Origin of the sequence: Hymenobacter koreensis, from assembly GCF_039541855.1 — a bacterium.
GTDB classification, from domain to species: Bacteria; Bacteroidota; Bacteroidia; order Cytophagales; family Hymenobacteraceae; genus Solirubrum; species Solirubrum koreensis.
Window position 1 is genome coordinate 319,722 of record NZ_BAABHA010000004.1, and the last position, 14,240, is coordinate 333,961.

Annotated in this window: 16 protein-coding genes; 4 read left to right on the forward strand and 12 right to left on the reverse strand. The window is 61.3% G+C overall.

Features of this window, described 5'->3' with window-relative positions; all coding sequences use genetic code 11:
- Window positions 1–4 precede the first annotated feature (4 nt).
- The 3 genes from ABD903_RS10200 to ABD903_RS10210 all read right to left on the reverse strand — a co-directional run bounded on the left by ABD903_RS10200 (window position 5) and on the right by ABD903_RS10210 (window position 2,102).
- A complete protein-coding gene (locus tag ABD903_RS10200) occupies window positions 5–406 on the reverse strand; it encodes a hypothetical protein (protein ID WP_345223869.1) in 402 nt (133 codons plus the stop codon).
- Between the two features lie 248 nt (window positions 407–654).
- Window positions 655–1,746 carry a BamA/TamA family outer membrane protein gene (locus tag ABD903_RS10205; protein ID WP_345223871.1) on the reverse strand — a complete coding sequence of 364 codons (1,092 nt, stop codon included), beginning with the start codon at window positions 1,744–1,746 and terminating at the stop codon, window positions 655–657.
- Window positions 1,743–2,102: a transmembrane 220 family protein gene (locus ABD903_RS10210; protein ID WP_345223872.1), complete on the reverse strand. Its 360-nt coding sequence runs from the start codon at window positions 2,100–2,102 to the stop codon at window positions 1,743–1,745. Before ABD903_RS10210 ends, ABD903_RS10205 begins: the two co-directional genes overlap by 4 nt.
- A 131-nt stretch (window positions 2,103–2,233) precedes the next feature.
- On the opposite strand from ABD903_RS10210, the gene ABD903_RS10215 reads away from it, so the two are divergent.
- Window positions 2,234–3,703, forward strand: coding sequence for a PQQ-dependent sugar dehydrogenase (locus ABD903_RS10215; protein WP_345223874.1), 1,470 nt, complete (start codon window positions 2,234–2,236; stop codon window positions 3,701–3,703).
- A gap of 5 nt (window positions 3,704–3,708) precedes the next feature.
- Complete coding sequence (locus ABD903_RS10220; RefSeq protein WP_345223876.1) at window positions 3,709–4,125, forward strand: c-type cytochrome; 417 nt, start codon at window positions 3,709–3,711, stop codon at window positions 4,123–4,125.
- Window positions 4,126–4,141: 16 nt separating this feature from the next.
- Here the strand turns inward: ABD903_RS10220 and ABD903_RS10225 are convergent, their stop codons facing one another.
- The 3 genes from ABD903_RS10225 to ABD903_RS10235 all read right to left on the reverse strand — a co-directional run bounded on the left by ABD903_RS10225 (window position 4,142) and on the right by ABD903_RS10235 (window position 6,311).
- A complete protein-coding gene (locus ABD903_RS10225) occupies window positions 4,142–4,819 on the reverse strand; it encodes a GAF domain-containing protein (RefSeq protein ID WP_345223878.1) in 678 nt (225 codons plus the stop codon).
- A gap of 283 nt (window positions 4,820–5,102) precedes the next feature.
- Window positions 5,103–5,519 (reverse strand): response regulator, encoded by a 417-nt coding sequence (locus ABD903_RS10230; protein WP_345223881.1) that lies wholly within the window; start codon window positions 5,517–5,519, stop codon window positions 5,103–5,105.
- Window positions 5,520–5,717: 198 nt separating this feature from the next.
- Window positions 5,718–6,311 (reverse strand): TlpA family protein disulfide reductase, encoded by a 594-nt coding sequence (locus ABD903_RS10235; RefSeq protein WP_345223882.1) that lies wholly within the window; start codon window positions 6,309–6,311, stop codon window positions 5,718–5,720.
- Window positions 6,312–6,682: 371 nt separating this feature from the next.
- Here ABD903_RS10235 and ABD903_RS10240 point away from each other — a divergent pair, with 371 nt between their 5' ends.
- On the forward strand, window positions 6,683–7,735 hold the full coding sequence (locus ABD903_RS10240; protein ID WP_345223884.1) for a methyltransferase domain-containing protein: 1,053 nt from the start codon (window positions 6,683–6,685) through the stop codon (window positions 7,733–7,735).
- A 5-nt stretch (window positions 7,736–7,740) separates the two neighbouring features.
- On the opposite strand, the gene ABD903_RS10245 is transcribed toward ABD903_RS10240, so the two are convergent.
- The 6 genes from ABD903_RS10245 to ABD903_RS10270 all read right to left on the reverse strand — a co-directional run bounded on the left by ABD903_RS10245 (window position 7,741) and on the right by ABD903_RS10270 (window position 13,278).
- Window positions 7,741–8,346 carry a TIGR04282 family arsenosugar biosynthesis glycosyltransferase gene (locus ABD903_RS10245; protein WP_345223886.1) on the reverse strand — a complete coding sequence of 202 codons (606 nt, stop codon included), beginning with the start codon at window positions 8,344–8,346 and terminating at the stop codon, window positions 7,741–7,743.
- 71 nt (window positions 8,347–8,417) lie between these two features.
- Window positions 8,418–9,464, reverse strand: a complete 1,047-nt coding sequence (gene arsS, locus ABD903_RS10250) for an arsenosugar biosynthesis radical SAM (seleno)protein ArsS (protein WP_345224180.1) — start codon at window positions 9,462–9,464, stop codon at window positions 8,418–8,420.
- 91 nt (window positions 9,465–9,555) lie between these two features.
- Complete coding sequence (locus ABD903_RS10255) at window positions 9,556–10,443, reverse strand: SDR family oxidoreductase (RefSeq protein ID WP_345223888.1); 888 nt, start codon at window positions 10,441–10,443, stop codon at window positions 9,556–9,558.
- Window positions 10,436–11,440, reverse strand: coding sequence for an NAD-dependent epimerase/dehydratase family protein (locus ABD903_RS10260; protein WP_345223890.1), 1,005 nt, complete (start codon window positions 11,438–11,440; stop codon window positions 10,436–10,438). Before ABD903_RS10260 ends, ABD903_RS10255 begins: the two co-directional genes overlap by 8 nt.
- Entirely contained in the window at window positions 11,440–12,132 is a 693-nt protein-coding gene (locus ABD903_RS10265) for a TIGR04283 family arsenosugar biosynthesis glycosyltransferase (protein WP_345223892.1), read from the reverse strand. The genes ABD903_RS10260 and ABD903_RS10265 overlap by 1 nt, the downstream gene beginning before the upstream one ends.
- Window positions 12,133–12,183: 51 nt before the next feature.
- A complete protein-coding gene (locus tag ABD903_RS10270) occupies window positions 12,184–13,278 on the reverse strand; it encodes a BamA/TamA family outer membrane protein (RefSeq protein ID WP_345223894.1) in 1,095 nt (364 codons plus the stop codon).
- Between the two features lie 96 nt (window positions 13,279–13,374).
- On the opposite strand from ABD903_RS10270, the gene ABD903_RS10275 reads away from it, so the two are divergent.
- Window positions 13,375–14,196, forward strand: a complete 822-nt coding sequence (locus tag ABD903_RS10275) for a DUF547 domain-containing protein (protein WP_345223896.1) — start codon at window positions 13,375–13,377, stop codon at window positions 14,194–14,196.
- The last annotated feature ends 44 nt before the right edge of the window (window positions 14,197–14,240 follow it).

The following is a 14,240-nucleotide window of genomic DNA, read 5'->3' on the forward strand; positions in this document are numbered from 1 at the left end:
GGGCTCAGCCCAAGGCCCAGCGCCGTGCGTCGGTTAAATTGGCAAAGCGCCGCAGCTCCACTTGTGCGGCAGGGAAACTGGCATCGATAGAGTCGTTGATCAGCAGCCTGTTGGTTGGGGTTACAGCTTCCACCATGGCAATGCGCTGCAAACCGGTGGCAATAATAGCGGGCATCATTACGGATGCCGTCCAGCTCAGATCCTCCGCCGATATGGGACCGATGAGACGGTCGTCGGCTATCCAGGCAATGGCGCGGTGCTTTTCTACTTGCGCTATGCCCTCGGTTAAGGCCTTGCGCAGCCACCCGCTGCTGGTGTAGCCAAGCCACTCGGCTTCGATGGCGCAGCGGTTGCTGGCTTGGAGCAGGTAAAGGCGCAGGAAGGGGTAAGACGCAAGTAACTGCATGGGAAAAGCTGAGGGCCCTGGCCGGAAGGCAGGCAAACTGTGTATGCGCCGGGGGTGCTGGCTTCTCGCCGCATTCCGGCTCCGGTTTTCAGTACCGAAATCGGCAACCGTTGCCGCCGCTTAATTTATGCAACGAATTCAAAATAATGCCTACCCGTCTGGTTCGCTGAACAGGGCTTAGCATTTCCGCAGTATTAACGCGTTTACACCTGAACCCAGCTGCCTGGCAAACGCCCCGGCCTCAATGGTTAAAAAGCCTCGCCAAACGCCACGTAGAAGCCCGAGTTGCCCTGTTGGCCCACCCCGTAGTCGAAGCGGAGGTTCACGTTTTCGCGCTTGTCCACCAAAAAACGCAGGCCTACCCCGGCGCTGGGTTTTAAATCGTGTAGCCCAAAGCCTCCCAGATTCCTGGCAACCTGCCCGGCACCGCCAAACGCCACCGCGCCCACCCGCCAAAACAAAGGCACGCGCAGCTCGGCCTGGGCCGCAGCATACTGCCGGTCCCGGAACCGGCCGCGGTAATAGCCGCGCATGTCGGCATCGGAACCCAGCAGGGCTAGCATGCGGAACGGCGGCTGCCCACTGTGTAGCGTGGCCGTTAGCTGGCCCGCCAGCACCACTTTGCGGCCAAGGCGGCGGTAACGCCGGGCATCAAGCTCGTAGCGGGTGAAACGGAAGTCGGAGCCCAGCCAGCCGCCGAAATAGGTTTGGGCAAGGCGCACGTAACCACGCCGCTGCGGGTTCAGCAGGTTGTCGCGGCCGTCGTATACCACTTCGTAGCCGGCGCCGCTGCTGGTACCGCCGCCGCTGCCCGGCACCTGGCCACGCTCCAGCAGTCCGCCGGCAGCCGGGCGCAGATCGTAGAGGTGCTGGAGCTGCACCCGGGGCCCGGCAAACACAAACGGCCGCAGCTGGCGCAAAAACGTGGCGCGCAACTCTACCCTACGGCTATCGAGCAGCTCTTTGGCCGATTCGGGCGCGTCGTTTCCTACGCCCCAGAAATACTCGGGGAAACGCTGATAGGAAACCAGACCTTGGCTCAGGTACTGCTCGCGGCGGAGCAGCAGCGTCCATTCGGCGTTAAAAATGCGCTGCCGGTTTCGGGTGAAGTTCACCTCCACCTTGGCGTTTGAGGTGCGCGTGGCCGTGTCGTGCGGGTATAGGCGCAGGGTGAGCAGGGCCACGGCCCCCACGTACCCGCGGGTTTCGGGCGAGTACCCAATGGCAGGCACGGGCAACACCCCCACCCGGCGCAGCTTGGTGGAATCGGGCAGGGCTGCGCCGTGGGCCGAAGTGAGCAGCGCCAGTAATGCGGCGCTAAGTACCAACAACTGCCTCATGCCGATGCCGGAGCGGAGCGGCTACTGCTTCCCAGCCAGGCAGCCACCAAGAGGGCCGTAGCGCAAATCAGGAGCCCGAGTGCCTCCCGCCCCTCTTCCACCGTGGTGCCCGGACTCATGGCGCCCGTCAACCCATCGAACCGCGCGGGCCACCACCACACCGCCAGGCCGGCATACACCACGGCCAGCAGCAGCGGTAACCAGCGGGGCAAGGGCCGAAGCGCAGCCCAGGCCATTACAGCAGCGGGCAGCAGGTATAGCGTTACCCACAGATGCGGATCGGGGTCGTTGTATTGCAGAGCAGCGAAGAGCCCGAACATCAGGCTCAAAGACCAGAACAGGTAGCGGTGGCGCATACACGAGGGAATGGTACAGCCCCACTACGCGCAGCAGGCGGCGGAAGATGCAGTGGCCGAAACCCCTTTAAACAGGGCGCAGTATACGAGGTAGTTGTCGAGAACCGCTCTTCCTCCCAAGCCCGTTTGCTATGGCCCATTTTACCCGCGCAAGTCGTTTTACGCTGTCGTCTGCTTTGCTGCTGACCGTGGCCTTGAGTAGCTGCTACAAGCTGCGCGGCCATTACGGTGGCCCTCAAACCTTTGAGCCGCTGACCCGCACCGTGAAAACCGAGGACGTAGCCGTTCCGGCCGGCTACCGCGTGGAAGTCGTGGCTCAGGGCCTTACCTACCCCACCGGCGTGGCTTTCGACGAGCAGGACACACCCTATATTCTGGAAGCCGGGTACTCCTACGGCGAAGTATGGACGGCCCCGCGCCTGCTGCGCCTGGGCGCGGGCGGCAGCGTGCAGGAGGTGTACGTGGGCGGCAAAAACGGACCTTGGACCGGCCTCACTTACCACCAGGGCGCTTTTTACGTTTCGGAAGGCGGGCAGCTGGAGGGCGGACGCATTTTGCGCATTACCCCGCAGGGCCAGATGTCGGTGGTGGTCGACGGGCTGCCGAGCTACGGCGACCATCATACCAACGGCCCCGTGGTAGGCCCCGACGGCTACCTGTATTTCGGGCAGGGAACCGCCACCAACTCCGGCGTGGTGGGCCCCGATAACGCCGATTTCGGCTGGCTTACACGCCGCGCCGATTTCCACGACGTGCCCTGCCGCGACATCACCCTCACGGGCCAGAATTTCACCTCCGATAACCCGCTTACCGAGGCCAAGGACGACAAGGCCACCACAGGAGCTTACGTTCCGTTTGGTACCGCCACTACTAAGGGGCAGGTAATAAAGGGTCGTTTGCCCTGCACCGGGGCCATTATGCGCGTGCCCCTGCGCGGCGGACCACCCGAGCTGGTAGCCTGGGGCCTGCGTAATCCCTTCGGCCTCGCCTTCGCTCCAAATGGCAAGCTTTACACCACCGAAAACGCCTACGATACCCGCGGCTCCCGGCCCAGCTACGGCGCCGGCGACGTGCTGTGGGAGGTGCAACCGGGCGCCTGGTACGGCTTCCCCGATTTCTCGGCCGGGCAACCCATGAACACCTCCGACTACGAAACCCCTAAAAAAGCCGACCCCTCATTTTTACTGGCTACGCACCCGCAACAGCCTCCTAAGCCGGCCGCCATTTTGGGGGTGCATTCCTCTTCCAATGGCTTCGATTTCTCCCGGTCCGCCACCTTCGGCCACACGGGCGAAGCGTTTGTGGCTCAATTCGGCGATATGGCCCCGGAGGTAGGCCGCGTGTACGGCCCCGTGGGGTACAAAGTAGTGCGGGTGAACGTGCAAACCGGCTCCATTGAAGATTTTGTGGTAAACAAGGGCCGCACGAACGGGCCCGGCTCCGAAATCGGAACAGCTGGCTTGGAGCGGCCCGTGGCTGCGCGGTTCACGCCCAACGGCGAGGCGCTGTACGTGGTTGATTTTGGCATGATGCCCATGACGGAACAGGGACCAAGCCCGCGCAAGCAAACGGGCGTGGTCTGGAAAATCACCAAACAATGAAAGCCATGACCTCTTCTTTCACCCGCTCGGGGCGCCTGGCCTTGTGCAGCAGCTTGCTGGGCTTAGCGCTGGCAGCAGTGGCCTGCACCACCGCCCGGCGCGGCGAGCCGCTGGCCGGCTCCCTCGACTATAGCAGCGACCAAATTCAGCGCGGCCATTTGGTGTATATGGCCAACTGCCAGAAATGCCACCCCGGTGGCGAGGCAGGCGCTGGGCCATCGGTGAACAACGTGCCTTTGCCGGGGGTGGCGTTGCGGTTTCGGGTTCGGAGCCGCGCTTTCTTTGCCGGAGTAGGCCGTATGCCTTCCTTTAAAAAGCATGAGATTTCGCCCGAGCAGCTCGACGACTTGGTTTCTTACCTGAAAGCCCTGCGCCGAAGCGAGCCAGACCGGGCTTTAACGCGCGGCCCCGTTCGCCAGTAACCGGTCCAGCGCGGCCCTAACTTAGCTTTTGGCTGGTTTCGGCGATAATGCCCAGTACCGTTTGCCAGAGCTGTTCGCGGGCAATCCGGGATTCGGTGCGCCGCAAACGGTTGGTAACGATAAGCAGCTGCCGCAGGGGTTGGGTTGTCACTTGCTCAACGGTTCGCCAGTAAGCCGGCGCCATCCCGGCCTCTATGGCCGACGCCCGCAGCTCAATCAGCAGCGTTACGAGCTGCGCGAGTTGGGCTAAAACCGCCCGTTCCGGCGCCGGTAAGGTGCGCGGGGTGTGGTCGATAATGCACAATGCACCGATGTTGTGGCCATCCGACGTGGTCAGGCTTTGCGCGGCGTAAAAGCGCAGGTTCAACTGTTCGGCTACCTCGGAATTTACCAGCTCGCAGGGGTGCCGCTGCAAATCCTCGAAAATGGTGAGGTGGTCGTTGAGGATGGCCGCCGAGCACAGGCTGTTCTGGCGGGGTAGCCGGTCTACGTCGGTTAATCCTTGGGCGGCCTTAAACCACACTTCCTTTTCTTCTACCAACGAAACCAGGGCCAGGGGCGTTTGAAACAGACGAGCCGTAATCAGGGCTACCTGATCGAAAAGCTTTTCGCGGGCAGTGCCCACAATGCGGTAGCCGCGCAACGCCAGTAACCGTTCGGCCTCGTTTGCCGGCAGCAGTAAAGGATTTACCATGAACGTTTGTATCAAAAAAACCACCCGGCTAAAGCAGTAGCCGCGGTACCCTCCCTCCGATAAATATTTCAGGAATAAGTGAATATTCTTACGCCTTTAATAAGTATTCGACTATTTTTCTGTTAATTTCCGTGTTATTACGGAGCATTCGGGTACTAATACGCAAGCCCCGGTTTTAGCTGAGTTTGTTGCGCATACTCACCGGGCCGGGCTTATTTGCTCTTCCATACTACTCGTTAGCAGTAGCCTATTAGGAGTTTGACGGTGAAGCTTTTGGCGCCATTCACACCGGCAGTTCCTGGTTGAAATGTTCCTGGAACAAAGCCTCTACTTTTTGCCGGGTAAGAGGCTTGTTCAGGAAACCCTTCAGGGGCATGTGCTGCAACCGATTAATGTCGCGGGGGTTTAGGGAGGTGGTTAGCATCACGATAATCACCGAGGGCTTGCCGGCAAACGCCAGGTCGTTGTAAGCCTCCAGAAACTCGAAGCCGTTGAGAACGGGCATGTTGATATCCAACAGAATCAGCGCCGGGCACTTGCTTGCATCGTTGCCGTACTGGCGCAGGTAGCGCAAGGCATCTTGGCCGTTTTCGGCTATCAGCACCTGGTAAGCTACCTGCAGGCCCTCCAGCAGGAGGCGGTTCAGGTAATTGGTGGTAGGGTCGTCGTCGACTAGCAGGATGCAGGGCAGCTTTGCCATTCGGAGCGCGGAATCGGGGTGGACAATACCGGTTACCTCCTGAACGATTGGCGGCGGAAATGGATGCAAAAAGTGGCGTTTGCGCCCCCTTGCAGCGTTCCACAAGGTAGAACACCAGTATTTCCGCCTTCACGTTCAATTGGTTAAACCAGTTTACCCAAACACAGCATTGCGTTAACAAACCGGTTTGGTAAGCGGCTAATTACTGGCCAGCCTTTCCAGCGCAGCTTTGAATTCAGGGGTGTCGTAGTCGGCCATGCCGTCGTGGCGAGCGGCCAGCTGCCCATCGGGGCCGAGGATAACGGTAGACGGAATGGACTGCGAGTTAAACGGCGCCGCCAGTGGCCCGGTGGGGAAATACACCGGAAATGTATAGCCCTGCCGCTTGAGCAGTGCCTGGGCTTTCGCGGGGTTTTCGTCGAGAGAAACCATCACAAAGGCCACCTTGGACTTGTCGGTTTTCTGGTACAAGGCCTGAATGCCCGGCATTTCGGCCACGCAGGGTGGGCACCAGCTGGCCCACAGGTTCACAAACACCACTTTGCCCTTAAGCTCGCTCAGGTTCAGTCGCTTACCCTCGGGCGAAACCAAGGGCAGGTTGTGCGGGTAAACCGCGCTGCTGGTTGGCACCACCGGAACGGCAGCGGTTTGGGGCGGAATTTCAGCTTTCCAGAGGCCCGTGGCCAGCAAGGCCCGCTGCATGCCGCCCAGCACCACGGGGCGCAGGTCGGTGAGCATGACCACGGCAAACGCAACCAGAGGCAACCATTGAAGCAGATTTTTACGATTCATGCGGAAGGGTTCGAACGGCAACAACGCACAAATGAACGACATGCCTGCTGGTAATACCGCAAACACCCGAGAAAAGCTCCATTTTCGAACGGCAGTGGTTACCGGCTACCCACAGGTGGCTGTTTGTACCGCACCTCTCCCCTACGTTTCCGTAGCCGAGGAAAGTGCCAACGAGCAAGAAAGCCATCGATGGGGAGCGGGCTGGCACTTGGGCGCGGCTAAAGACAGGAAGTAACTTTCCACGTACAACTTTGCCGCAGCCGCGCCGGTTAACGTCCCGGCAGCCGCCGACAATCCGCTTCGCACGGCAATGTCGTATGCTTGCGCGGGCTTAACAGCGCCCTTTTTCTCTCTACATCCAACGTTTCTCCATGGAAACCACCGTTCAGCAGCAAGTACAGGACTACTACGGCACCGAGCTGCGCACCAGTCAGGACCTGAAAACCAACGCCTGCTGCACCGACGACATTCCGGCCGCCCACAAACGCATTCTGGCCCAACTGGAGTCGGAGGTGCTGGAGAAGTACTACGGCTGCGGCGTGTGTGTGCCCTCGGCAGTGGAAGGCCTCACCGTGCTCGACTTGGGCTCGGGCTCGGGTCGCGACGTGTATTTGCTGTCCAAGCTGGTGGGTGAACACGGCCGCGTTATTGGGGTGGATATGACCGAGGAGCAGCTGGCCGTGGCCAACCGGCACGTGCAGGCGCACACCGAGCGGTTTGGCTACGCCCGGCCCAACGTAGAATTCCGCCACGGCTACATCGAAGATCTGGCTTCGGCCGGGCTGGCCGATAACTCCGTGGACCTAGTGGTATCCAACTGCGTGCTAAACCTAAGCACCGACAAAGCCGCCACGTACCGCGAAATTTTCCGGGTGCTGAAGCCCGGCGGCGAAATGTTTATTGCCGATGTGTTTTCCGACCGCCGCATTCCCGAGACGCTGCGCCAGGACCCAGTGCTGTACGGCGAATGCCTGAGCGGCGCGCTCTACATCGAAGACTTCCGCCGCCTGCTGCGCGAGTTGGGCATTCGGGACTACCGCCTCACCGCCCAGCGCCGCCTCAGCATCAACAACGCCGACATCGAGCGGCAGGTGGGCAACATCAAATTCTACTCGATGACCATTCGGGCTTTTAAGCTCGACCTGGAGGACCAGTGCGAAGACTACGGGCAAGTGGCCACTTACCTCGGCACCGCGCCCGACGAGCCCCACGGCTTTACCCTCGACGACCACCACTTCTTCGAAACCGGCCGCCCCGTGCTGGTGTGCGGCAACACCGCCGACATGCTTACCCAAACTCGCTTTGCGCCTCACTTCCGCGTGCTCGGCGACAAAACCCAACACTTCGGCTTATTTCCCTGCGGCCCAGCCGCCACCTCCCCCGTTTCAGCTGCGGCCGATGCGCCAGCCGCTAGCTGCTGCTAAGGGTTTTACTTGCTCGTGCGGCTCTGCCACGCGAGCAGGTCGCTGGCCGTGTCCACGTCGCTAAGCGGGGGTAGTTGCGCCACGTGCAAACCCAAACGGGCGGCATCCACCAAGGTGGCCTCGAAAACGGTATCGGTGCTCCAGGTTTTGCCGTGAAAAAAATCGGGAATCAGCCGCCGCATGCCCAGTAGGTAGTATCCGCCGTCCAGCGCCGGGCCCAGCACCACGTCGTGGGTGGTTAGCTGCTCGAAGGCGTCCCGCAGCAACTCACCGGACAGTTCCGGGCAATCGGTACCGATGATAACAGCGGCTGTGGCACCGTTTTCGAATGCGGCGGTGAAGGCGTGCTGCATCCGCTCGCCTAATTCGCCAGCGGGCTGCGGCAGCTGGGCAAAGTCGTGCCAGGTGTCAAACTCCGACCCAGCGGCCGTTGGCTCGCCGGCCAGCCACAGGGTTTTGATAGCTTCCACGTTTCGGGCCGCGGTGTGTGTATGGGCCAGCAAGTCGCGGTAAACGCGCAGGGCTTCTGCATCGCCGATGGTGTGGGCGAGACGGGTTTTTACCTGACCGAGGGCCGGGTGACGGGCAAAAATGAGCAGATGATCTGCCATTGGGTAATGCAGAGGAGGTCGAGAGAAAGCAGCCGCAACAGCGCAGCCTAAATCGGTGGTGCCGAATAGGCTTACGCCACCGTACCGCCGCAGCTAGAGCCGGCACCGGCCGTGCAGCCGTAGCAGTGCTGGTTTACCACAATGGCCCGCTTGCCCAGCGCAGCGGCGTCAAAGTCGCGGATGTGCTGCACGGGACTGGCCACGTACAGGTCCAGCATCTGGTTAAAGTCGCAGTCGTAGAGGCCGCCGTCCCAGCCCACCGAAATGGTGTTGCGGCACATCACGCCGGCGGCGGCGGCGGGGTTAAAGGCCGTCACCAGCTTCTCCATGTAGCCCGCGTAGTTGCCCGACTCAATCAGGTAATCGAGGTAGCGGCTGACGGGGATGTTGGTAATGGCGTACAGCTCGTTGAACACGATGCCGTGGTCTTTCAACAGCACCCGCTTAAACTGGTCCTGCAAGCCCTTTTGGCCGCCCGGCAGGAACGCCCCGGCGGGGTTGTACACCAGGTTCAACACAAGCCCGGAATCCTCGTGGCCGTAGCCCACAGCATTCAGCATTTTCAGGGCCCGAATAGAATCCTCAAATACCCCGTCGCCGCGCTGGCTGTCGGTTTTGGCTGCGCTATAAAAGGGTAGCGAGCTTACCACTTCCACCCGGTGCTGCTTGAAAAACTCGGGCAGGTCGTGGTACTTCTTGTTGGCGACGATGATGGTGAGGTTGCAGCGCACCAGCACCTTACGGCCCAGCTTGCTAATTTCTTCCACAAACCAGCGGAAATCCGGGTTCATCTCGGGTGCGCCGCCCGTCAGGTCCACCGTCTGAATATCTGTTTGCGCCAGCGCATCCAGGCAGTACTGCATGGTTTCGCGGGTCATGATTTCCTTGCGGTCGGGTCCGGCGTCTACGTGGCAGTGCTTGCACACCTGGTTGCACATCTTGCCCACGTTAATCTGCAACACACTGGGGGCTACCGGCGTGAGCGGAAACAGATCGGCGTCCGCCAGCTTCTGATGAAACAACGGCAAGTGCAGCGTTTCGGCTACTTCGCGGCGCAGCACCGTCAGCTGGAAGGCCGAGTCAGCTAATTGATTACCCGTAGATTTTAAAGACTTAATCATTATCGAAGTGAGAAGGCGGCCTCAGGAAGTGTGGTGGGCAACCAGTGAGATGTACGAGAAGCAGCGGCAAGCCGATTTACCCGGCCCATCATTCGTAGAAATGCCGGAGCCGGCGAGTGGTGGTCAGCACAATCCAGTCGCCAAGCCGGGGCAGGTAAGTATGCACCAGCACAATAAGCAACCCCAAGGCGGAAATGACGGTTCGTTGCCGCCGCCGGCGAATGTGCCCGAGAATAATAGCCGCCACTTCGGCCTGGCTTTTCTGCCAGCGCGGCGGGCGGTGAGCAATAGGTACCGGCTGCCCGGCCGCGTCCAGCACCCGCTTGTCCGGGTCGTTCTGGGTAAAGCCGATGTGCACCACCCCAAAATGCACACCGGTGTCGGCCAGTTCCAGGCGCAGCGTGTGCGCAAGGTTCGACACGGCCGCTTTACCGGCGCAATAAGCCGAGCCGGAAGGCATACCGTTCAGGGCTGAAATGGAGGAAATGAACGTGACGCTGCCCTTGGTGCGAATCAGCGCTGGCAGGGCCGCTTTGAGCGGGTACACGGTTCCGTATACATTGCTGTCGAGCACCTGCTTAAACACCTCGGGCTGCATATCGGCGAAATAGGCCCGCTGGGAAATGCTGGCGTTGGTTACCAATATATCCAGCCGCCCGAACGTGAGCACCGCCGTTTCCACCAGGGCTTCACAGGCGGCGTAATCGGTTACGTCGGCCACGTAGCTCGTCACGGCAAAACCCGCCGATTCCAGCTCCCGAAGGGTATGGGCCAGCCGCTCGGGGCAACGGCCATTAAGCACCACGGCCGCGCCCTGCTGGCACAAAGCCCGCGCCGTTTCGCGCCCGATGCCGGATTCGGAGCCGGTAACAATGGCCACTTTGCCCGCAAACACGCCCTGGCCGGGCGTAAGCGGCACCGCTGCTACCCGCTGTGGTGCTTGCTCCGCAGCTATGCCGGGTTGAGCATCAAGCATAGTGGTGGGCTTTAAACCAGTGAAAGGCTTCGGCAATGGCTTGTTCGAGGCTGGTTTGCCGCAGGTTCAGCTCCCGTCGGGCCTTCTCCACGCTGAAGTAATGCCCGTCGCCCGCTACGGCGGCCATGGCGGAGTTCAGCTGCGCCGGCCGCCGGGTTAGCCGGGCTTTTGCGTCGCAGGCGGCGCCGTAGAGGCGGGCCAGGGGCGTAGGCACGGCGAAGCGCGGCGGGCGTACGCCCATTGTATCGGCCATCAGCGCAAAAGCCTCCTGGTAGCTTAAGTTTTGATTGCCGAGAATGTAGGACTCGCCGATGCGCCCCTGGCTGAGGGCGTTAACCGTTGCGGCGGCTACGTCGTGCACGTGCACGTAGTTTTTACCGCCAGCCGGGTAGCCCGGCAGCTGGCCGCGGTAGAGTTCCAGCAGCAAGGCATTGGAGGTAGGTTTAGCGTCGCCGGGGCCGAGCATAAAGGTTGGGTGCACCAGCACGGCCGGTAGCTGCCACTCCCGCACGGCCCGCAGTACCCGCTCGGTGGCGGCCCGCTTGCTGTCCATGTAATCGAGGCCGTAGCGCTGGCCGGCGTAAGGCCGGGTTTCGTCGCCGGGTTGCTGCCGGCTGCCGAAGCCGAAAACGTTGGCCGTGCCCACGTACACGAAGCGGCTGACCTGTGCCTGCCGGGCCAGCTCCAGTACCGTGGCGGTTCCGCCGTCGTTCACGGCCCACACGGCCGGGTTACGGGCCGGATTTACCTGCGCCAGCGCGGCGGCGTGAATAACGGCCGCGCAGCCCTCGGCCAGCCCCGCTACCGACGCCGGCTGGCTCAGGTCGCCTTCGCGCACGTCGATGGGCAACGAAGTGAGGGGCGGCAAGGGTGACTTACCGGTTACGCGGGCCGGACGCACCAGGGCGCGCACGTGGTAGCCGCGCGCCAGCAACTCCTGCACAAGGTGGCGGCCCAGAAAGCCGCCGGCACCGGTAACGAGTACGGTTGGCGGCATCAGCGGTAATTAAGCAGGGCTTTGTACGTGCGGGCAATGCGGCTGGGCCGCACTTTCAGGAAGAACAGCGAGAAGGCCGTGAGGTTGGCAAGCTGCACGCGCAGCCAGCTGTTGGTTTCGTATTTGCGCGCCGATACCACCACGTCGTGGGGTACAATCAGGAAGCGGGCCTCGCGCCGGATGCGCCGGATGATGTCGAAATCCTCCATAATGCAGTAGTACTCATCGAAACCACCGAGGCGCTGAAACAGGTCGCGGGTGATGAACAGGGTTTGGTCGCCGCCGCGGCTCATAATGCCCTCGAAACGGGTACCGTAGCTGTTGATTCGCAGTAACGGGTGGCGCGAGTCGAACCGAAACCGGTAGCAGCCCGCCGCGTAGCCTTCGCGCACCGCCCGCCGAATGGTAGTAACGTAGCCCGGGTGAATGCCCACGTCGGCGTGAACAAAGTACAGGATGTCGCCGGTGGCGTGCTGGGCGCCGTAGTTCATCTGACTCGCTCGGCCCGGCTTGGGGGAGCACAGCACCGTGGCGCCGGCCTGGTGCGCTACCGCTGCCGTGCCATCGGTGCTGTCCGCATCTACCACAATAATTTCCACGTCGTGCGTGGGGTCGTGTTGGCGCAGCTGCTGCACGAGGCGGCCAATATTGCCGGCTTCGTTGCAGGTGGGGATGATAACGCTTATGTTCATAGAGTAAGAAAGAAAGGCGGAAGCAGCAGATTTTGGAGTCAAATGTCAGGGTCAAAAGGCCTCACCCAAGGTTAAGTAAAAGCCCGAGGATTCCCGCCCCAGGCCGTAGTCGAGCCGCAGATTCAGGTGGTCGCGGCGGTTCAGGGTAAAGCGCAGGCCGCCGCCGTAAGCCGTTTTGGGGCGGTCCAGGCGCAGCAGCTGTTGCTCGTTGCCAAGCGCGCCCACGCCGCCAAACACCACCGCGCCGAGGCGGCGGTACACATCGAAGCGCACCTCGCCCTGAAGCAAAGCCGCGTTTCGGTCGCGGTAACGGCCTTCGTAATAACCACGCAAACGCCTGGTGCCGCCGAGCGAAGACAAGGCATTGAACGGTGCCGAACCGTTAGTGAAGCTAGCCAGGTAATTAACGGCCAGCACCGCGTGCTTGTGCAGCCGGTGGTACGACGATACATCCACCGCGTACCGATCGAAGTGCGTGGTACGGGGCGTGGGGCCTGTTTCGGCGGCCCGGTTGCGCACGAGCAAGCTCAGGTCGGCCACCACCCCTTTGGTGGGGAAGAAAACGTTGTCGCGTGAGTCGAAAAACACGCCCAACCCGCCCCCGGCCACGCGGCTGCCGCGGCCACCCGGCACCGCGCCGCTTTCCAGCAAGCCACCGGATTCTACGCTTGTCACGTCGTAGTCTTCCCACTGGTAGCGCAGGCCGGCGTACAGCTTGCCCCGCACCCAGCCGGGCACTACCCGCCGAAAGGCATTGAGCCGAATTCGGGGGAAATTAACGCCGTACAGCTCCCGCGGGCCTTGGTTTTCGCCCACGCCGTAGAAATAGTAGTTGTAGCGGTAGTAGCCCAGCTCGCCGTAAGCGTAGTAGTTGTTGCGGTCGTAAAACAGCTGAAACGGCAGGTACAGCAGCAATTGCTTGTTCTGGGTGTAGGCAACGCCGAAGGTCAGCTGCGAGGGGCGGGCATCGGGGTAGGCCGCGTCGCGCCGGAAACGCACGGTGGCCGCCAGGGCCGCGCCGTAGGCCAGCCGGGTTTCGGGCGTGTAATACACCAGCGGCAGCGGAATCAGGGCCACGCGTTTGGGCACGCTGTCGGGCGGCAGCGCCAGCCTGGTTAAGCCCAGCAGGGTGGTCAGAAGCAGCATCGGGCAGAGGAGTTCTGAAGCCTTACGAAAACACCGGGGCGGGAAGTTTGCGGGGTCGTAAATCTTTTGCGCGCCCGAGGCACGTATATCCAGCGCATGAACCTCCCGCTGATTTCCTCTTCTGCTTTCGGACCCCGCGTGCTGGGGGCCGCTGCCCTTGTGGTGCTAAGCGCTTTTAGCGCTCCGTCGGCGCATAATGCGGCGCCGGTTCGCACAGCGGCCATTGCCAGGGCCGCGGCACCCGTCGACCACAGCGCCTTCGATCAGCTGCTGAAGAAGCACGTGAACGAAAAAGGGCTGGTTAACTACAAGGCCTGGAAAGCCGATCAGGCCGCGTTCAACCAATACCTGCAGCTGCTGAGCAAGAATCCGCCGGCGGCTGGTTGGAGCAAGGCCGAGCAAATGGCTTTCTGGATTAACGCCTATAACGCCTACACCATTCGGCTTATTCTGGATCATTATCCGCTGGAAAGCATCAAGGACATCGGCTCCAAAATTCAGATTCCGTTTGTGACGACGCCCTGGGCCGCCAAGTTCTTCTCTATCGGGGGCGAAAAAACGAGCCTCGACAACATCGAGCACAGCATCTTGCGCAAGAAGTACGACGACCCGCGCATTCACTTTGCCCTGGTGTGCGCCTCCATCAGCTGCCCGCGGCTGCGCAACGAAGCCTACACTGCCGCCAAGCTCAACAGCCAGCTCGATGACCAGGGCCGCGACTTCCTGAACGACCCCACCAAAAACAAGCCCGGCAAAGCCACGGCTCAGCTTTCCAAGTACTTCGACTGGTACAAGGGCGACTGGGAAAAGAACGGACAATCGGTGGTAAAATGGGTAAACAAGTACGCCGCGACCAAGATGAACACCGACGCCAAAGTGACTTACCTGGACTACAACTGGAAACTTAATGCGCAGTAGGTCCGTGGCTCGTACGGCCATCATATGCTTAGGTCCTGGTAGGC